Origin of the sequence: Bradyrhizobium sp. AUGA SZCCT0176, assembly GCF_018130145.1 — a bacterium.
GTDB lineage: Bacteria > Pseudomonadota > Alphaproteobacteria > Rhizobiales > Xanthobacteraceae > Bradyrhizobium.
In genome coordinates, this window is sequence record NZ_JAFCMB010000002.1 from 387,153 (window position 1) to 405,685 (window position 18,533).

Here is an 18,533-nt window from a genome sequence, read left to right on the forward strand (position 1 = left end):
CGAACCAGGCCGTGCGGGTTCGGCGGACAACCGATCACTTAACCGTGTACGAAAATATTTGACGGCGCCTGGAACGACTCCCCGGCTTGTGAGTCTTTCCAAAAGCCGGTCATTCCCCCTGCCCCATAGACCGGTGATGTGGGGCGCGACCGTGGTGATGCCGGTCGCGCCCCGCTTTTTTTTGAAAATTCAGGAACATCGGCGCGAGCCGAGCCACCCACGTCAATAAAGCTGCACAGGGAGCGGGGTGCCGTCCTTGCCGACCACGAGGCCCCAGGTCTCGCCGGCAGCGAACTCGAACTCCCGGTTGTGCGCCGTGCCGCTCGCGAGCTTGAGGCTGACCTTGTATTTGCCGGGCGGCAGATTGACTTCCTGACCATTGGGCGATTTGCGTCCGCTATGGGCATCGTCAGTCAAACTTTCTCCGGCGCCAGCGGCCAAATTGATGGTCTGCTGGTTGACGGTGATGACGGCCGCTTCCTTCGCGCCGTTGCCAAGCCGCAGCCGCATTTGCCCTGGCATCGGCAGGATGTCGCCATCCGCGTCCGCAGGCTTGCGCTGCGACAAATCGGCGATCGTCCTGTCGCCCTGGCGGGTGAGCCGAAGCTGCGCCGGTCCATCCTTGGTGGCGAACGTGATCGTGGCCTTGTCTCGCTCGATGACCGCGCCTTCATTTTCCGTCCAGCCGCGCTTGGCGAGTGCCTCGCGATAGAAGCGGAGTGTGCCTGCGAGATCGAGCGGCGTTTCGACGTGAACCGCGTCAATGAACCGTGAACTCTTGCCCGTCGTGACAACCCAGGGCTTGGGCCGCGGCAAGCCGGAGACTAGATCGTCGCTCGCGGCCTCTGCGGGCTTGGCGTCCGAGCTGACGCTGCAGAGCAGCCGCCTGCCGATGGCATTCTGCGGACAGTCAGCAATGGCCCATGCCGTCTTGTCGGTATAGCTCGCCTGGAATTTGCGCGGCGTGTTCGACGGGATTGCCGGAGTCCCCTGAGTGGTGGTCCGCGATGACCAATGAAGGGCGCACGGGACGACCAGCGGTGAATAGCCGGTCGCGCAATAATCATAGGGATCCAGCACTTTCGCGAGCGCCACCGTCAGCACGCCTACCGTGGAAGCGGCCGCCGCAACCAGCAGGCCGCTGACCAGCAAAACAACTTTCGTTCGACGCTTCATTGGATGGATTTCCGGTGTTGAGAGGGCTGGGCTCAAGTGCCCGTCCTGAGCTTAGTGGCGCCAGCCGTGCAAAGCGTTCATCGCCTGCGAGTCGTTGTTTTCTCTGGCGATTTTCGGGGGGCAAACCTCGCGCCTGTTGCGGCCTCATGCTAGCGATGGCGCCCATGACATCAGGAAAGCGACCCGCCATGCCCCCCAATCCCCAGCAGTTTGCGAGCGACAATTATGCCGGCATTTGCCCGGAGGCGTGGGCGGCGATGGCGGAGGCCAATCAGGGGCACGCGACCGCCTATGGCGACGATCCCTGGACCCAGCGCGCGTCGGACGCGTTCCGGGAGTTGTTCGAAAAGCCGGACGCCGAAGTGTTTTTTGCCTTCAACGGCACCGCCGCCAATTCGCTGGCGCTGGCGTCGCTGTGCCAGTCCTATCACAGCGTGATCTGCTCCTCGTCGGCGCATGTGGAGACCGACGAATGCGGCGCGCCGGAATTCTTTTCCAACGGCTCAAAACTTCTGATCGCGGCGAGCGAGGACGGCAAGCTGACGCCGGAGCAGGTGCGCTCTCTGGCCACCGGCCGATCCGACATCCATTTCCCGAAACCGCGCGTGGTCACGATCACGCAGCCGACCGAGACCGGCCAGGTGTATTCGCTGGGTGAAATCCGGGCGCTGGCGGCGACCTGCCGCGAAATCGGCCTGCGCCTTCATATGGACGGCGCGCGCTTTGCCAACGCCTGCGCGTCGCTGAACTGTTCGCCGGCGGAGATGACCTGGAAGGCCGGAGTCGATCTGCTGTGTTTCGGCGGCACCAAGAACGGCATGGCGGTCGGCGAGGCGATCCTGTTTTTCGATCCGCGTCTGGCCGAGGATTTTGACTATCGCTGCAAGCAGGCGGGGCAGCTTGCCTCGAAGATGCGCTTCCTCGCGGCCCCCTGGGTCGGGCTGCTGCAGGACGGCGCGTGGCTGCGCAATGCGCAGCACGCCAACGCCGGCGCCGCGCGGCTCGCCGCCGCGGTGGCCGACTTGCCGGATTTCAAGCCTATGTTTCCGGTCGAAGCCAATGCGGTCTTCCTGCGCGCCTCCGCCGACCGACTGGAAGCGTTGCGCCAGCGCGGCTGGCAATTTTATACGTTCATCGGCGGCGGCGCGCGTTTCATGTTCGCCTGGGACGCCGATCCGGCACGGGTCGATGCGCTGGTGCGCGATATCATGGAGGTGAGCGGGGCGCGTCGTTAAGGCGCGCGGCTCACAATTATTGTCGTCCCGGCGAAGGCCGGGACCCATAACCACCGGCGACAATTGTCTCGCGCGCTAGTCGTTATCTTTGTTTCCAACAATTCGGGCCGCGGCGTATGGGTCCCGGCCTTCGCCGGGACGACGAAAGAAAGCCGGGACGACGCAAAGAAAAACGGCGCGCCGTGAAGCGCGCCGTTTTCGATTCAAGCGATAGCTTTGCTACCTAACCCGTCGCCGCCCGTGGCGCGCGGTTGCGGGAGTTGCGCTGGAAGAACAGCGCCTGGCTCGCCACCGCCGAAACCATCGCGGGCTGGAACGGTTTTGAGATCAGGAACGCCGGCTCGGGGCGCTCGCCGGTGAGGAAGCGCTCGGGATAGGCGGTGATGAACACCACGGGGACCTCGAACACCTTCAACAGCTCGTTGACCGCATCGAGGCCGGAAGAGCCGTCGGCGAGCTGGATGTCGGCGAGGATCAGGCCCGGCTTCTTGTTCTTGGCCAGCGCGACCGCATCGGCATGGGTGCGCGCGACGCCGATGACGTTGTGGCCGAGATTCTTCACCAGGCTCTCGAGGTCCATCGCGATGAAGGTCTCGTCCTCGATGATGAGCACGTCGGTGGCGATTTCCGCCGCCATCTCGCGGCCGGCGGCGTCGGCAAGCTTGCGGGTCTCGGCGATGTCGGTGCCGAGAATGTAACCCACTTCCTCCTCGGAAAAGCCTTCCAGCGACAGCAGGAGGAAGGCCTGGCGCGGCAATGGCGTGATGTTCGAGAGCCGGCGCTCCGACGGCAGGGCCAGCGTCGCAACATCCGGGTTCTCGTTGACCGAGACTGAATTCCAGATCTGCGTGAACAGCCGGAACAGTCCGGCGCGCGGACCGTGCTTTTCGTCGAGCAGCGAGCCATCCTGCAGCAGGGCCTCCAGCATGGCCCCGACATAAGCGTCACCTGACGACTGGTTTCCGGTCAGCGCGCGGGCGTAGCGCCGCAACAGCGGCAAATGTTCAGCAACGAGCTGTGATCGGGACATCCCCACTCCATCCTTGTCTGAGGCCCTGTGCGGGCCACATCTGGGTCGAACCTGAACGCCTGGTCCGGCGTAACCTATCCTGAAACGGGGCGACCCGGTTCCCCTGTCATCCCGGAATACGCCTGAGGGGCAAAAAAGTTCCTTCAAACAGTTCCCTAATTTCGGAACTTTTCTGAACCCATCGCATTAGGTTTGACCAAGAGCGCGGGCGGCCAAGGCCTAATTTCGAGGAAAAGTCTTGAAATACAAGGTACTTAACACTCGGGGAAGCGTGGATGACATCATGAAAGAAGTAAAGAAGCAGGGCGGTCTCAATGCCGAGATCCAGTCTAGAATCGGCCACCAGCTGCGCGCCATGTATGACGACGTGGTGCGCCAAGGGGTACCAGACCGCTTTGCGGAGCTGATCCGGAAGCTCGACGGGCCCGAGGCGGCGACCGCCGCTCAGGGCGGCGGCGAACCTGACAAAAACAATGGAGGTAGCTAATGCCTCTCACAGATTCACTTCGCGACGACATCCTGGCGTCGGTACCGTCCTTGCGCGCGTTCGCCATCTCGCTCAGTGGTAATGGCGACCGTGCGGACGATCTGGTGCAGGAAACGTTGCTGCGCGCGATCGCCAACATCGATTCGTTCCAGCCCGGATCGAACCTGCCGGCTTGGCTGTTCACGATCCTGCGCAACCTGTTCCGCTCCGACTATCGCAAGCGGCGGCGCGAGGTCGAGGACGCCGAGGGCAATTACGCCAAAACCCTGAAGACCCAGCCGGCGCAGAACGCGCATCTGGAGTTCGAGGAGTTTCGCGTCGCGCTCGACAAACTGCCGCAAGACCAGCGCGAAGCGTTGATCCTGGTCGGCGCCTCCGGCTTCTCCTATGAGGACGCGGCGGCCATCTGCGGCTGCGCTGTCGGCACCATCAAGAGCCGCGTCAACCGCGCGCGCTCGAAGCTTTCCGCCCTGCTCTATGTCGACGGCGCCGAGGATTTCGGCCCCGACAACACGGTGCGCGCGGTGATCGGCGGCAACAGCTGACATGCATCGGTTCGCATGACGCAAAAGGCGGCCCGACCGGGCCGCCTTTTTTGTTGTCGGGAAGTTCCGGGTTTCCAGTCTAATTCAGGCCGCCGAAGGCGTAGATCAGCACGAGAATCGGCAGAGGTATGCCGAGCACCCATAACAGCAGATAGCGTCCCATGGATGGTCTCCGTCCGTCATCTGATTGATACGAATAAATGCGTGGGGGACGGGAGTGGTTCCGGATGACGCGTTGGAACGAGACAACATTCACCGTCATTGCGAGGAGCGCGGCGACGAAGCAATCCACTTCTGCTTTTCCGCGGCGAGATGGATTGCTTCGCTTCGCTCGCAATGACGGGGAGAATTCTTGCGTACACGAACGCAAAAGGGAGCGCTTACTTCACCGGCCGCACCGGGGCGGAGAGCTGTTCGGTGCGGTCGCGTTCGGTCATGTCGACGACGGTGACCATGGGCGCGGTCAGCTCATAGACGTAGCTGACATCGGTGAAGAAGCGCTTGGCGGTGCCGCCGAGCGCTTCCGGCGCCACGCGGTCGAGCAGGATCAGGCCGAAATCACTGTCCTCGCGCCGGGTCGCCGCTGACGTGTTGAACTCCTCCCAGCGGAAATGGAAAACCGTATCCGGCTCCTCGCCCGATATTTCCCAGTTCGCGACGATATGCGGATGCTTGCCGACCAGCGACAGGCCCTCGTCGGAATGCGACGCCAGTTCGAAGAACAACAGCGACAGCGATTGCGCGGCGCGCGCGCTCACCGCGATGTCCGGGCCGTTGACCGCGATGCGATCGGCATGCGGTATCGCGCGCGCCTCGAACAGCCCCTTCAGCTTGACGCCCTGCCACTGGCTCTCGCTCAGCAGCGTGACCACGTTCGACATCGCATGGATGCGCCCGATCAAAAGTTCGCGCGAGACGTCGATGTCGGAGCCGTGGCGCAGCGTTCGCGTCACGATCGACTGGATCACCGCGAGGATGTTCTTGACCCGGTGGTTGAGCTCGTCGATCACGGCCGTCAGCCGCCGCTCGAAGCCGATCCGCACCTGGATCTCGCGGCTGAGCCGCAAATTGTTGTAGGCGACATAGCCGAACAGGCCGCACACGATGCCGGTCAGCGCCAGCCCGATCGCCGCCACGATCACCGCCGTCTGCTGCGCCCGCACGGCCACGTTGGTCTTGGCGTAATAGCCGAGCGACCAGTCGCGGCCACCGAAGGTCACGGTGCGAACCATCGACGGCGCCGGGCCCTCCGGCCTGACCGGCTGCAATGTGACCGCACCCTGGTCGTTGGCGACGAATTCGTCATTGGCGTCACTCGGGTCCTTCAGCACCACCGCAAACAGCGACCGGTCGTCATTGGTCAGCATCAGCGTCGCCAGTTCGTAGGAGAACGTGACGAAGCCTGCGGCCTCGCTGGAGCCTTCCTGATAGACCGGCGCGGCGAGCACGATTCCGACCGGACCATCCTTGCGCAACAGCGGGATCGGGTCAGACGCCACCGGCTTGCCGCCCTCCATCACCTGCGTCAGCACCGGCCCGATGATCGAGTGGCGGTCGTAAGCGCGGCCCGGAAAGCTCAGCGTATCCGCGCTGCGCGGCTCGAGGTCCATCAGCACGTTGATCGGCTTGTCGATCGCCTTCATATCCAGCGGCCGGTCGTCGAAATCGCGAATCGTCGGATCGGTGAACCCTGAGCTCTTCAGCACCGCACGTGCCGCTTCCAGCTCATCCGGCTTGAGCCGCGCGATCCAGTTGGCGACCACGAAATCGGTCTTGAAGGCGTAGATCGACGCGCGCAGCGGCTGCAGCATGTTGGCCTTGAGCACCGACGGCGCGCGAAACAGGCCGGAGGCGACGCGCGCCAGCAGCTCGCGTTCGGTCAGCCGGTCCTGCACCAGGCTGGCGTGGACGTCGATGGCGCGCGCCAGCGCGATGCCGTCAAGGGTCACTTCCTGTTCATGGACGCGATAGGCCGCAAGACCGGAGAGCAGACCTCCAATCAGCGCGATGAAGCCGATAATGAAACCCAGCCGGACCACTCGCTTACTCGGGAATGAAGTGTTGGCGTAAACGTGAAGGAAGCATTCGAGGTCTGCCGGGGCGGCAAGAAATAGAAACCGGACGACGGCCGATCGCGGGCGAATATGAATGAGCGATCATCAGCACGCAACTAACTGGTTGGCAGCGGGCAACACGTGGCCGCCGTTAACGCTGATTTCGCGGGGCCAGAAGATGCTAATGAAGTCGGACCAATTTGGTTCCAGGCATCCCAGCAATATCCAAGAAGCGACATCCCGCCACCGTCGCGCCCCGTGATGGCGGATTTAAGAAGGCGCGCCGACGCAGGGCCGTGGGCCGCGGCCGTTAACCAAATCCGGCGGCGTTAACCCGCCTCTAACCTGCCGCTACCCTGCCTCTAACCTGCCTTGGCCTTCGGCGCCGGGCGCAGGCCGCCCTTGGTCTCGATGAAGCCGATGATGCGCTCGAGCCCCTCGCTCTTCTTCAGATTGGTCATCACGAAGGGGCGCTCACCCCGCATCCTTTTTGCATCGGTATCCATCTTTTCCAGGGACGCGCCGACATGCGGCGCGAGGTCGATCTTGTTGATGACCAGCAGGTCCGAGCGGGTGATGCCCGGCCCGCCCTTGGACGGGATCTTGTCGCCGGCGGCGACGTCGATGACGTAAATCGTGAGATCGGCGAGTTCGGGCGAGAACGTGGCGGCCAGATTGTCGCCGCCCGACTCGATCAGCACCAGATCGAGATTGGGAAATTTGGCGCGCATGTCGGCCACGGCCGCGAGATTCATCGAGGCGTCCTCGCGGATCGCGGTGTGCGGGCAGCCGCCGGTCTCGACGCCGGCGATGCGGTCCGCCGTCAGCGAGCCCGAGCGCACCAGGAACTCGGCGTCCCATTTGGTGTAGATGTCGTTGGTGATCGCGGCGATGTCGTAACGCTCGCGCATCGATTTGCAGAGCAGGTCCATCAGCGCGGTCTTGCCGGAGCCGACGGGACCGCCGACGCCGACACGCAGCGGGCCGTGAGATTTGGACATTTAAAAAATTCCCTCAATTGTCGTCCCGGCCAAGCGAAGCGCGAGCCGGGACCCATAACCACCGAATTCAGTTGTTGTATCAAGCTGGAGCTCCAGCCCGGCATAACCGCGAACATTTGTGGTTATGGGTCCCCGCCTGCCGCCTTCGCTAAAGCTTCGGCGAGCCTCATACCACAACCCCGGCGAAGCCTTGGCGGAGACGGGTCGCGGGGACGACGGATGCGAAGAGCGGTCGTACATCATGACCGGAACAGCCTCGTATACTGCGTCTCATGCCGGAGGCTGGCGAGATCGGCGCGAAACGTCGCGCTGCCGAGATCGTCGAGCGAGGCCTGCAGCGCGCGCGACGCGGTCGCGACCACCACCGGCTCCAGCGCGGCCAGGATGCGCTGGCTGTCGGTCTGCCCCAATGGTACCAGCCGCGCGCCTGCGGAAATCCAGTTCGAGACCACCGCATGCAGGAACGCATGCATCGCCGGCGCCAGGGGAATCTTGTGCGCGGCGCTGACGAGACCGACCGCGACGGGATAGATGGTGGCACCGCCACAGGCTGAAACCAGCCCGTCGAGGCCGTCGCAGGTCCAGGCCGCGCGCGCGATGTCGATGAAGGCGCGGCCCTGGGTCGAGGTTTCGAGCTGGCGCTCGCGCGACGGCACGAAGGCCGCGGCAAGCTCCGCGATCTCGCGCAGCGCGGCTTTGTCGTTTGCAGTCGCCGCCCGGTGCGCCTGCGCCAGAAACACGCCGTCGCAAAAGCCCGAGCCGTCGGCCAGCATCGCCGTCAGCCACTCGCGCAACGAGGCGGCATCGGTGATGTCGCCGGCCTCCACCGCCCATTCGATGCCGCTGGAATAGGAGAACGCGCCGACGGGAAAGGCCGGCGACAGCCACGTCATCAGCCGGTACAGCGCCGCTCCCTCGTCTGCCGTCATCCCGTCAGCCGGGACGGGCTCACTTGTGGTCATGAGCATGGGAATGATCGTGGTGGTGGTGATCGTGGTCGCAATGCTCATCATGATGATGGTGGTGGTCGTGATCGTGTGAGTGACCGTGCGAGGAATGGTCGTGGCCGGCATGCCCATGCGCGGCTTCCGGCGCATGCGCGTGGCCCGCATAGGCGCCGCCTTCGGGATCGAACGGCGCCTCGATCTCGATGATGCGCGCGCCGAGGCCCTTCACCATCGCCTCGATCACATGATCCCGGCGAATGCGAAGGCCCTTCGGCATGATCTGGGTCGGCAGATGGCGGTTGCCGAGATGCCAGGCGACGCGAACCAGATGCAGCGGATCGGCGCCGCGGATCTCGATCAGCGGCTCGGGGGCGGCGACCACCTCGATCAGGCGACCGTCTTCCAGCACCAGCGCGTCACCGCCGCGAAGCGCGATCGCGTGTTCCAGGTCGAGCAGGAATTCGAGCCCGCGTGTGCCCGTCATCGCCATCCGCCGCCGGTGCCGATCGTCGAAATCGAGCACCACGGTATCGGCGGCGGCTTCCGTCCAGCGATGCTGGCCCTGAACGCGTGTTGCCCTAATCATGGAGTTAAAACTTCTCCACCTTGCCGTCGCTGATGATCTCGATCACGGTCGGCGCCGTCTTCATCTGCGACGAATACTCCCGCCACACCTTCATATGCGGCGCCTTGCCGTGCGTATTGAGGTCGTCGCGGGTTTCCCAGCGCTCCACCACCACATAGAGATTGGGATTGTTCACGCTGACATTGCCGTCATAGGAGAGGCAGCCCTTCTCCTTGAGCGTTTCAACGGTGCAGGCCTTGTGCCCCTTGATGAAGTCGTCCTTGTTTTCCGGCTTCATGGGCGTGGTGGCGATAACGTAGATCATGGATTTTCTCCCTCGTTTTTCTTGATTAGCGGGTTTCGACTTTTTCGGGGGTGATGTACTCGATCTTCGGTGGCGCGCTCATGCATTTGACCGCGACGCGGCCGAAGGTTTTCATGTGCTCGGCGGTCCGGTGCGGCCCCAGCGCCTCCATGTTCTCCCACTGCTCCACGAACACCATCTTGGAATGGTCGGTGACGCTTTCATGCAGATCATAGGCGATGTTGCCCGGCTCCTTCCGAGTTTCCATGATGCAGGCGGTGGCCGCCGCAATGAAATCGGCGCGTGTTTCAGGCTTGATGGTCAGCGTGGCAACGACGTAAATCACGTGAATTCTCCCGGACTTTTTGTTCTGGCTTTGATCGCCCGGGCGAAAGCCTAGTACATGAAATAGCGCTGCGCCATGGGCAGTACCTCGGCCGGCGCGCAGGTCAGAAGCTCGCCGTCTGCGCGTACCTCATAGGTCTCGGAATCGACCTCGATCTTGGGGGTGGCGCCGTTGTGGATCATGCTCTTCTTGGAGATACCATCCCGGGTATTCTTGACCGGATAGAGTTTTTTGGCGATGCCGAGCTTGCGCGCAAGCCCGCTTGTAATTGCTGCCTTGGACGTGAACACGACGGATGAGGCGGTCAGCGCCTTGCCGTAGGCCGCGAACATCGGCCGGTAATGCACGGGCTGCGGCGTTGGAATCGACGCATTGGGATCGCCCATCGGAGCTGCCACGATCGAGCCGCCCTTGATGATGCAATCCGGCTTGACGCCGAAGAACGCCGGCGACCACAGCACCAGATCCGCCATCTTGCCCTTCTCCACCGAGCCGATCAGCTTCGACACGCCATGGGCGATCGCGGGATTGATGGTGTATTTGGCGATGTAGCGCTTGACGCGGAAATTATCGTTGTTGCCCTTGTCCTCGGGCAGCGAGCCGCGCTGCTTCTTCATCTTGTCGGCGGTCTGCCAGGTGCGGATGATGACTTCACCGAGCCGGCCCATGGCCTGCGAGTCCGACGACATCATCGAGAGCGCGCCGAGATCGTGCAGAATGTCTTCGGCCGCGATGGTTTCTTTCCGGATGCGGCTTTCGGCGAACGCGAGATCTTCCGCGATCGACGGGTCGAGATGGTGGCACACCATCAGCATGTCGAGATGCTCGTCGATGGTGTTGCGGGTGAACGGCCGCGTCGGATTGGTCGAGGATGGCAGCACGTTCTTCAGGCCGGCAATTTTTATGATATCCGGCGCGTGGCCGCCGCCGGCGCCTTCGGTGTGGAAGGCGTGGATGGTGCGGCCCTTGAAGGCCTTCACCGTGTCTTCGACAAAGCCGGACTCGTTCAGCGTGTCGGAATGCAGCATCACCTGGACGTCGTAATCGTCGGCCACCGACAGGCAGTTGTCGATCGCGGCAGGCGTGGTGCCCCAATCCTCGTGCAGCTTGAGCGCACAAGCGCCGCCCTTGATCATCTCCACCAGCGCCGCCGGGCGCGCCGCGTTGCCCTTGCCGGATATGCCGAGATTGACCGGGAAGGCGTCGAACGACTGGATCATCCGCCCCATGTGCCACGGGCCGGGCGTGCAGGTGGTGGCAAAGGTGCCGTGCGACGGGCCGGTGCCGCCGCCCAGCATCGAGGTGACGCCGCTCATCAGCGCGTGTTCGATCTGCTGCGGGCAGATGAAATGGATGTGGCTGTCAAAACCGCCTGCGGTGAGGATCTTGCCCTCGCCCGCGATGATGTCGGTGCCGGGCCCGATCACGATGGTGACCCCCGGCTGGATGTCGGGATTGCCGGCCTTGCCGATCGCGGCGATCATGCCCTCCTTGATCGCGACGTCGGCTTTGACGATGCCCCAGTGATCGACAATCAGCGCGTTGGTGATGACAGTATCCGCCGCGCCCTGCCGGTTGGTGACCTGCGACTGGCCCATGCCGTCACGGATCACCTTGCCGCCGCCGAACTTCACCTCCTCGCCGTAGACGGTGAAATCCTTTTCCACCTCGATGATGAGATCGGTATCGGCCAGCCGCACCCGGTCGCCGGTGGTGGGCCCGAACATGTCGGCATAGACGGAACGTCGCATCTTGATCGACATGAAGAACTCCTGGTCAGTGGGAAGCCGGCAGCAAGCCGTGTGCTTCGAACAATTTTTGCAGCTTCAGTTGGGCAAGTTTGTATCCGATATCATGACGGCGCTTGATGCCTGCGGCAGAAAAATCGCGGAAGGATCCGGACTCTTCGGACGAAAGCGGCAAGCCGGCTTCCGCCATGAGTGCGGGGTCCGTCAGATCGATGTCGGTGATCTCGTCGAGCACCTTGAAGCGTCCCGCATCAAGAACCCGGTCCTTGAGCTTCTGATCGAGCTGTCCTTCGGGGACCGCGGCCGCCAGATCGTCGATAATCCGCAGCAGCATGTTTATGGTGCGCGCGTTCACGCCATCCTGCCGAAGCCGATTGCCGTAGCGCAGCTCGGCCAGCCGATCATTGACCTCGATCATGTTTGTCGGCGCCGCGCGGTTCTTCCGAAACAGATTCATCACGATCAGGATACGATCGACGTCGGCCGATCCGGAAAACGCATGGATGGCGTCGCCGAGCGGCGTGTTATCGACAACACCGCCGTCCCAGAAACTCGCATCGTTGACCGCGGTTGCTGGAAATCCCGGCGGCAGACTGCCGCTCGCCAGTACATGGCTCGGACCGATCTCGGTCTTTGCTTCCGTCTTGTGTGGATGATTGCGGAAGCGGATCAGTTCGCCGGAGGATAAATTGACCGCGGTGACTACAAAGGCGGTCGGACTGCTGTTCAGCGAATCGAAATCCACGTGCTTCTTCAGCGTTCCGAGCATCGGATTGGTGTCGTAGAAGTTGGTCCAGTTGAAGAAATTCCAGATATCCCGGCGAGGTGAATAAAAGCCGGGTACACCGAACAATGCCAGATTGCGGCCTGCGGCAGCCCACCAATGTTTTGGTGTCTCCAGCGCCAGCTCGGACCACAGCGAACGCAGGCGCTTGCGCGCGTCGGCCCGGTCTTTGGCGCCGACCACGCAAGCCGCATTGATCGCACCAATCGATACTCCGGTTACCGCTACCAACCGCAAGGTCCTGCCTCGAACTTCGATGGCATCCATCAATTCGAGTAGCGCTATCATCGCGCCAAACTCGTAAGCTCCGAGCGCGCCGCCGCCCTGGAGTACGACTCCAATTTCGACCGTGTCCTTTGCAACCTGTCCCATGGCAGCCTTGCTTAGAGCTTCCCCTGCACTTCGCCACGAAAGCCATAAACAACACGCTTGCCGGCGAGCGCCACCAGCTGCACGTCGCGGGTCTGGCCGGGCTCGAAACGGACGGCGGTGCCGGCCGCGATGTCGAGGCGCATGCCGCGGGCTTTCTTGCGGTCGAATTTAAGCGCCGGATTGGTCTCGAAGAAATGGTAGTGCGAGCCGACCTGGATCGGGCGGTCGCCGGTGTTGGCGACCGTCAGCGTCACGGTCTTGCGGCCGGCATTGAGTTCGATCTCGCCGTCCTGGATGAAGCGTTCACCGGGGATCATCTTCGTTTACCTCACAACTTTGCCGCGTCATGGCCGGGCTTGTCCCGGCCATCCACGTCTTACTTTGCTTCAAGGAAGACGTGGATGCCCGGCACAAGGCCGGGCATGACGTATATGAACAACGCTCTTCACCGTATCGGCTCATGCACGGTGACGAGTTTCGTACCGTCCGGAAACGTCGCCTCGACCTGGATGTCGTGGATCATCTCGGGAATCCCGTCCATGCACTGCGCCCGCGTAATCACCTGCGCCCCGGCCTGCATCAGGTCGGCCACCGTGCGGCCGTCACGCGCGCCCTCGACGATGAAATCGGAAATGATCGCGATCGCTTCGGGGTGGTTGAGCTTGACGCCGCGCTCCAGCCTGCGGCGCGCAACCATCGCGGCCATCGAGATCAGGAGCTTGTCTTTTTCGCGGGGGGAGAGATTCATGCGGGCACTCGAGTGATGTATAGTTGAGCCAGAGACGTTAGTTGAGCCAGAGTCTTGGCAGCGGCACGCCGGAGGCGCGGCCGAGCACGGTCATCATGTCGGCGCGGAGCCGCGCTGCATCTTGGGCACAGAAGCGCGCCATTGCAAATCCATTCCATGCGGAGATTCCGACCTCGCCGCCGAACGCGTCTGATGCTTCGCGGATCCGCTCCACCACGGCTTCGTCGCCGGGCACGATCAGCGCGGTGCCGATGGCGACGCCGCCTTTGGCGATGGCAGGTTGCGCGAGCTTTGCGCCGATATCGCCGTCGAGCCGGATGGTTTCGGCAAACACCAGCCGGCCACCACGGCGCAGCCGCCAGCGATCGATGAATTCGCCGTGCAGCATCCGCTCGCCCATCGCCGCGCGGCCGAACACCACGATCTCGCACAGCAAAAGTGAGGCGTCATCAGCCAGGTCGATATCGATGCGCCGTGAGATCCGCGCGCGGTCGAACAGGATGGTCTCCTGCGGCAGCCAGGAAAGGTGCGCGCCCGCCTCGGCCTTGAGCGCAATGTCGAGCGCTGCTGCCGGCCCGGGAGCGCGATAGACCTTCTCGGCCGCCGCCGTCGTCAGAGTCAGCCGCGCGCCCTCACCGGCCACAATGTCGATGTCGAAACGGTCGCCGCCGGCGATGCCGCCGGCCGTGTTGACGAACACGCCGGACAGGCCGTCGTCCTCGGGTGAGGGAAACCTGACGCGGAGCGAGCCGGATTCATGCAAGACGCCGCGGCGGGTGACTCCATCCTGCAGCCGCACGTCGAACTTCACCGCGCCCCGGGCCCGGTTGTCAGCGAAAGTCGATGAAGCTGCGCCCGTCGTTTCGGTCCGCATCCGTTCCCCAAAACCGGCCGCCGCGCCTCAATCCGCTTTAAAGTTACAGCGCCATCTGGCGGCTGATCTCGGCGGGATCCATCGCACTCCGGTCGCACGCATATTTCACCGCGCCCCGGTCCATGACGGCGAAATTGTCGCCGAGCTCGCAGGCAAAGTCGAGATATTGTTCGACCAGCACGATCGCCATCGTGCCGAGGCTGCGCAGATAGGAGATGGCGCGGCCGATATCCTTGATGATCGAGGGTTGGATCCCCTCGGTCGGCTCGTCGAGCAGCAGCAGTTTCGGCCGCATCACCAGCGCCCGGCCGATCGCGAGCTGCTGCTGCTGGCCGCCGGAGAGGTCGCCGCCGCGCCGGCCGAGCATCGAATTCAGCACCGGAAACAGCGAGAACACGTCGTCGGGAATATTGCGGTCGTCACGCTTCAGCGGGCCAAAGCCGGTCTTGAGATTTTCCTCCACCGTCAGCAGCGGAAAAATCTCGCGGCCCTGCGGCACGAAGCCGATGCCTTTTCGCGCTCGCTCATACGGCTTGAGGCCGGTGATATCGTCGCCGTTGAGCGTGATCGAACCCGAGGCAATCGGGTATTGGCCGACCATGGCGCGCAGCAGCGAGGTTTTGCCGACGCCGTTGCGGCCGAGCACGCAGGTCACCTTGCCGGGCTCGGCCTTGATCGAAACGCCGCGCAGCGCCTGTGCTGCGCCGTAATAGAGGCTGATATTATCGACGTTCAGCATGGATCACCGCCCCAGATACACTTCGACCACGCGGTCATTGGTTGAAACCTGGTCGATCGATCCTTCGGCCAGCACGGTGCCTTCGTGGAGGCAGGTCACCTTGACGCCGAGTTCGCGCACGAAGGTCATGTCGTGCTCGACCACCATGATGGTCTTGTCCTTGTTGATTTCCTTGAGCAGCTCGGCGGTCTGATGGGTCTCGACGTCGGTCATTCCGGCAACGGGCTCGTCGACCAGCAGCAGTTTCGGATCCTGCGCCAGAAGCATGCCGATCTCGAGCCATTGTTTCTGGCCGTGCGACAGGCTTCCGGCGAGCTTGGTCCGCGAATCCTTCAAGCGGATGGTTTCCAGTACGCGCTCGATGCGCTCGGCGTCGGGCTTGCTGCCGCGCCAGAACAGCGTGCCCTTGACGCTGTGATCGACATTGAGCGCCAGCAGCAGATTGTCCTCGATGGTCTGGCTCTCGAACACCGTCGGCTTCTGGAATTTGCGGCCGATGCCGAGTTCGGCAATGCGGGTTTCATCGAGGCGCGTCAGGTCGGTGACGCCGTCGAACAGCACCACCCCCTCGTCCGGCTTGGTCTTGCCGGTGATGATGTCCATCATCGTGGTCTTGCCGGCGCCGTTGGGGCCGATGATGGCGCGCATCTCGCCCGGCTCCAGAGTCAGCGACAGATTGTTGATGGCGTGGAAGCCGTCGAACGAGACGTGCACGCCGTCGAGATAGAGCAGCGCGGACGTCGTCCTTGTACCGATGACGTTCATGCGCTCACTCCGCCGGGTTCGGTTCGTTGACGCCGTCTTCGCGCGCCGCACTTTCGGCCATCAGCCGTTTCGCGCTCCACGGCTCATACCAGGCGTTGAAGGTGCCGATGATGCCCTTCGGCAGCAGCAGCGTCACCAGGATGAACAGCGCGCCCAGCATGAACAGCCAATACGGCGCCAGGGGACCCGAGGTGAACACGGTCTTGGCGTAATTGACCACGATGGCGCCGAGCGCAGCCCCGATCAGCGTGCCGCGGCCGCCGACCGCCACCCAGATCACCGCCTCGATCGAATTGCCCGGCGCGAACTCGCCGGGATTGATGATGCCGACCTGCGGCACATAGAGCGCACCGGCGACGCCGGCCATGCAGGCCGACAGCGTGAACACGAACAGCTTGTAGGATTCGACGCGGTAGCCCAGAAATCGCGTGCGCGACTCGGCGTCGCGGATCGCGATCAGCACCTTGCCGAGTTTCGACGTCACCACCGCGCGGCAGATCAGGAAGGCAATGATCAGCGCCAGGCAGCTCAGAATGAACAAGGCGGCGCGGGTGCCGTCGGCCTGGACGTTGAAGCCCAGAATGTCCTTGAAGTCGGTCAGGCCGTTATTGCCCCCAAAACCGAAATCGTTGCGGAAGAACGCCAGCAGCAGCGCGTAGGTCATCGCCTGCGTGATGATCGACAGATAAACGCCGGTGACGCGGGAGCGGAACGCCAGCCAGCCGAAGCAGAAGGCGAGCAGGCCCGGCACGACCAAGACCATCAGCGCCGCGAACCAGAACATGTCGAAGCCGTACCAGTACCAGGGCAGCGACGGATAGTTCAGGAACACCATGAAGTCGGGCAGGACCGGATTGCCGTAAACGCCGCGGCTGCCGATCTGTCGCATCAGGTACATGCCCATCGCGTAACCGCCGAGCGCGAAGAACGCGCCATGGCCGAGCGAGAGAATGCCGCAATAGCCCCAGATCAGATCGATCGAGAGCGCCAGAATGGCATAGCAGACATATTTGCCGAACAGCGCCACCAGATAGGTCGGCACCTGGAACATCGAACCTGATGGCAGCAGCAGGTTCGACAGCGGGATCAGCACGCCGAGACCGGCGACGATCAACAGGAAGACGGTTGCGCTGCGATCCAGCGAGCGGGTGAGGACATGCGGCGTCATGCTTCGATCGCCCGTCCCTTGAGCGCGAACAGGCCGCGCGGCCGCTTCTGGATGAACAGGATGATCAGCACCAGAATCGCGATCTTGCCGAGCACGGCGCCCGCCACCGGCTCCAGGAACTTGTTGGCGATGCCGAGCGTGAAGGCGCCGACCAGCGTGCCCCAGAGATTACCGACGCCGCCGAACACCACCACCATGAAGCTGTCGATGATGTAGCTCTGGCCGAGATTGGGGCTGACATTGTCGATCTGCGACAGCGCCACGCCGGCGATCCCCGCGATGCCGGAGCCGAGGCCGAAGGTAAGCGCGTCGACGCGCGAGGTGGCGATGCCCATCGACGCCGCCATCCGGCGGTTCTGCGTCACCGCGCGCATCTCGAGCCCGAGCGCCGTGTAGCGCAGCATCGCGAGCAGGATCGCGAACACCGCCAGCGTGAAGCAGAGGATCCAGAGCCGGTTATAGGTGATGGTGATCTGGCCGAGTTCGAACGCGCCGCTCATCCAGCTGGGATTGCCGACTTCGCGGTTGGTGGGGCCGAACGCGGTTCGCACCGCCTGTTGCAGCACCAGCGAGAGGCCCCAGGTCGCGAGCAGGGTTTCCAGCGGGCGGCCGTAGAGGAAGCGGATGATGCTGCGCTCGATCACCACGCCGAGTGCGCCGGCAACAAGGAAGGCCAGCGGGACCGCCATCAGCAGCGAATAATCGAACAATCCGGGATAGCGGGTGCGGATGACCTCCTGCACCACGAAGGTGGTGTAGGCGCCGATCATCACCATTTCGCCATGGGCCATGTTGATGACGCCCATCACGCCGAAGGTGATCGCAAGCCCGATCGCGGCGAGCAGCAGCACCGAGCCCAGCGACAGGCCGTACCAGGCGTTCTGCACCATCGACCACAGCGCAAGATTGCTCTGGATCGCGGAGATGGCGCTGCTAGCAGCCTGCGCCACCAGCGGCGGCGCGTCGCTGCCAAGGCCCGTCAACAGCGCCAGGGCTTCCTGATCGCCGCGCGCCTTGATGATGGCGATGGACTCCAGCTTCTCGGCGTCTGACGCATCCGACTTGTAGAGCAGGATGGCGGCGCGGGCCTCGGCAAAAGCCGATTTCGCAGCCTTGTTGGTCTCTTTCGCCAGCGCGCCGTCGATGACCGGAAGCGCAGCCTCGTCATGGCTCTTGAACACCTGTTGCGCCGCCGCGATCCGCTTGGCGGGATCAGGGGACAGCAGGGTCAGGCTGCCAAGGGCGGCCTCCACGGTGCGGCGCAGGCGGTTGTTGAGGCGAACGGCGGACGCGCCGGCAGGCAGGCTGGCCACCGCAGCCCCGGTCGCGGCATCGATGATCTTGCCGTCGGCCTGCGTGACGAAAACTTTCTTGGATTCCGGATCGGCCGACAGCCGGCCATCCTGGAGGGCACTGATGATCGGAAAGGCCAGCGCGTTGCCTGATGAAGCGATCAGGCCAATCGCCTCGTCGGTGTCGGAGAATTCGTCATTGGCGAATTTGGCGACCGCGTCCTCGAACGGACCCGCCAGCGCCGGCACAGCGAAGGCAGCAATCAGGAAGACGGAAAGAACAAGCGCGCGAAGGCGGTCAAAGACATTGGCAGGCACTGTACGACCCCGGCGGAAGTAAAAGGAAGGCGGCG

20 protein-coding genes are annotated in these 18,533 nt (G+C 63.3%); 3 read left to right on the plus strand and 17 right to left on the minus strand.

Annotated elements, in window-relative coordinates; translation table 11 throughout:
- Positions 1-222: 222 nt before the first annotated feature.
- Complete coding sequence (locus tag JQ600_RS06880) at positions 223-1,176, minus strand: hypothetical protein (protein ID WP_212390165.1); 954 nt, start codon at positions 1,174-1,176, stop codon at positions 223-225.
- 188 nt (positions 1,177-1,364) lie between these two features.
- Here JQ600_RS06880 and JQ600_RS06885 point away from each other — a divergent pair, with 188 nt between their 5' ends.
- Positions 1,365-2,411, plus strand: coding sequence for a low specificity L-threonine aldolase (locus JQ600_RS06885; protein WP_212390164.1), 1,047 nt, complete (start codon positions 1,365-1,367; stop codon positions 2,409-2,411).
- 223 nt (positions 2,412-2,634) lie between these two features.
- On the opposite strand, the gene JQ600_RS06890 is transcribed toward JQ600_RS06885, so the two are convergent.
- A complete protein-coding gene (locus tag JQ600_RS06890; RefSeq protein ID WP_192737177.1) occupies positions 2,635-3,441 on the minus strand; it encodes a response regulator in 807 nt (268 codons plus the stop codon).
- A 283-nt stretch (positions 3,442-3,724) separates the two neighbouring features.
- Here JQ600_RS06890 and JQ600_RS06895 point away from each other — a divergent pair, with 283 nt between their 5' ends.
- Together JQ600_RS06895 and JQ600_RS06900 are read left to right on the plus strand one after the other, a co-directional pair.
- The gene (locus tag JQ600_RS06895; RefSeq protein ID WP_212267284.1) at positions 3,725-3,928 is read left to right on the plus strand and encodes a NepR family anti-sigma factor; all 204 of its coding nucleotides are present in this window, start codon (positions 3,725-3,727) and stop codon (positions 3,926-3,928) included.
- On the plus strand, positions 3,928-4,473 hold the full coding sequence (locus JQ600_RS06900) for a sigma-70 family RNA polymerase sigma factor (protein ID WP_211999750.1): 546 nt from the start codon (positions 3,928-3,930) through the stop codon (positions 4,471-4,473). Before JQ600_RS06895 ends, JQ600_RS06900 begins: the two co-directional genes overlap by 1 nt.
- 380 nt (positions 4,474-4,853) lie before the next feature.
- On the opposite strand, the gene JQ600_RS06905 is transcribed toward JQ600_RS06900, so the two are convergent.
- From JQ600_RS06905 to urtB, 15 genes are all read right to left on the minus strand, one after another.
- A complete protein-coding gene (locus tag JQ600_RS06905; RefSeq protein ID WP_212267088.1) occupies positions 4,854-6,512 on the minus strand; it encodes an HWE histidine kinase domain-containing protein in 1,659 nt (552 codons plus the stop codon).
- A 377-nt stretch (positions 6,513-6,889) separates the two neighbouring features.
- Positions 6,890-7,528 carry an urease accessory protein UreG gene (gene ureG, locus JQ600_RS06910; RefSeq protein ID WP_212206340.1) on the minus strand — a complete coding sequence of 213 codons (639 nt, stop codon included), beginning with the start codon at positions 7,526-7,528 and terminating at the stop codon, positions 6,890-6,892.
- A gap of 239 nt (positions 7,529-7,767) precedes the next feature.
- Positions 7,768-8,496: an urease accessory protein UreF gene (locus tag JQ600_RS06915; RefSeq protein WP_212390169.1), complete on the minus strand. Its 729-nt coding sequence runs from the start codon at positions 8,494-8,496 to the stop codon at positions 7,768-7,770.
- A complete protein-coding gene (gene ureE, locus JQ600_RS06920) occupies positions 8,477-9,061 on the minus strand; it encodes an urease accessory protein UreE (protein WP_212390163.1) in 585 nt (194 codons plus the stop codon). The genes JQ600_RS06915 and ureE overlap by 20 nt, the downstream gene beginning before the upstream one ends.
- Before the next feature lie 4 nt (positions 9,062-9,065).
- Positions 9,066-9,365: a putative quinol monooxygenase gene (locus JQ600_RS06925; protein ID WP_212390162.1), complete on the minus strand. Its 300-nt coding sequence runs from the start codon at positions 9,363-9,365 to the stop codon at positions 9,066-9,068.
- A 25-nt stretch (positions 9,366-9,390) separates the two neighbouring features.
- Entirely contained in the window at positions 9,391-9,690 is a 300-nt protein-coding gene (locus JQ600_RS06930) for a putative quinol monooxygenase (protein ID WP_192737171.1), read from the minus strand.
- Between the two features lie 50 nt (positions 9,691-9,740).
- Positions 9,741-11,453, minus strand: coding sequence for an urease subunit alpha (gene ureC, locus JQ600_RS06935; RefSeq protein WP_212390161.1), 1,713 nt, complete (start codon positions 11,451-11,453; stop codon positions 9,741-9,743).
- A 13-nt stretch (positions 11,454-11,466) separates the two neighbouring features.
- Positions 11,467-12,594, minus strand: coding sequence for a patatin-like phospholipase family protein (locus JQ600_RS06940; RefSeq protein WP_212390160.1), 1,128 nt, complete (start codon positions 12,592-12,594; stop codon positions 11,467-11,469).
- A gap of 11 nt (positions 12,595-12,605) precedes the next feature.
- Positions 12,606-12,911 carry an urease subunit beta gene (locus tag JQ600_RS06945; RefSeq protein WP_212206313.1) on the minus strand — a complete coding sequence of 102 codons (306 nt, stop codon included), beginning with the start codon at positions 12,909-12,911 and terminating at the stop codon, positions 12,606-12,608.
- Positions 12,912-13,039: 128 nt separating this feature from the next.
- Positions 13,040-13,342 (minus strand): urease subunit gamma, encoded by a 303-nt coding sequence (locus JQ600_RS06950; protein WP_192737167.1) that lies wholly within the window; start codon positions 13,340-13,342, stop codon positions 13,040-13,042.
- Positions 13,343-13,379: 37 nt separating this feature from the next.
- On the minus strand, positions 13,380-14,216 hold the full coding sequence (locus JQ600_RS06955; RefSeq protein ID WP_212390159.1) for an urease accessory protein UreD: 837 nt from the start codon (positions 14,214-14,216) through the stop codon (positions 13,380-13,382).
- A gap of 43 nt (positions 14,217-14,259) precedes the next feature.
- Positions 14,260-14,955: an urea ABC transporter ATP-binding subunit UrtE gene (gene urtE / locus JQ600_RS06960; protein ID WP_192737165.1), complete on the minus strand. Its 696-nt coding sequence runs from the start codon at positions 14,953-14,955 to the stop codon at positions 14,260-14,262.
- A 3-nt stretch (positions 14,956-14,958) separates the two neighbouring features.
- Positions 14,959-15,720, minus strand: coding sequence for an urea ABC transporter ATP-binding protein UrtD (urtD, locus tag JQ600_RS06965; RefSeq protein WP_192737164.1), 762 nt, complete (start codon positions 15,718-15,720; stop codon positions 14,959-14,961).
- Between the two features lie 4 nt (positions 15,721-15,724).
- Positions 15,725-16,888: an urea ABC transporter permease subunit UrtC gene (gene urtC / locus JQ600_RS06970; RefSeq protein ID WP_212267069.1), complete on the minus strand. Its 1,164-nt coding sequence runs from the start codon at positions 16,886-16,888 to the stop codon at positions 15,725-15,727.
- Positions 16,885-18,498 (minus strand): urea ABC transporter permease subunit UrtB, encoded by a 1,614-nt coding sequence (gene urtB / locus JQ600_RS06975; protein WP_212390158.1) that lies wholly within the window; start codon positions 18,496-18,498, stop codon positions 16,885-16,887. Before urtB ends, urtC begins: the two co-directional genes overlap by 4 nt.
- Between the last annotated feature and the right edge of the window lie 35 nt (positions 18,499-18,533).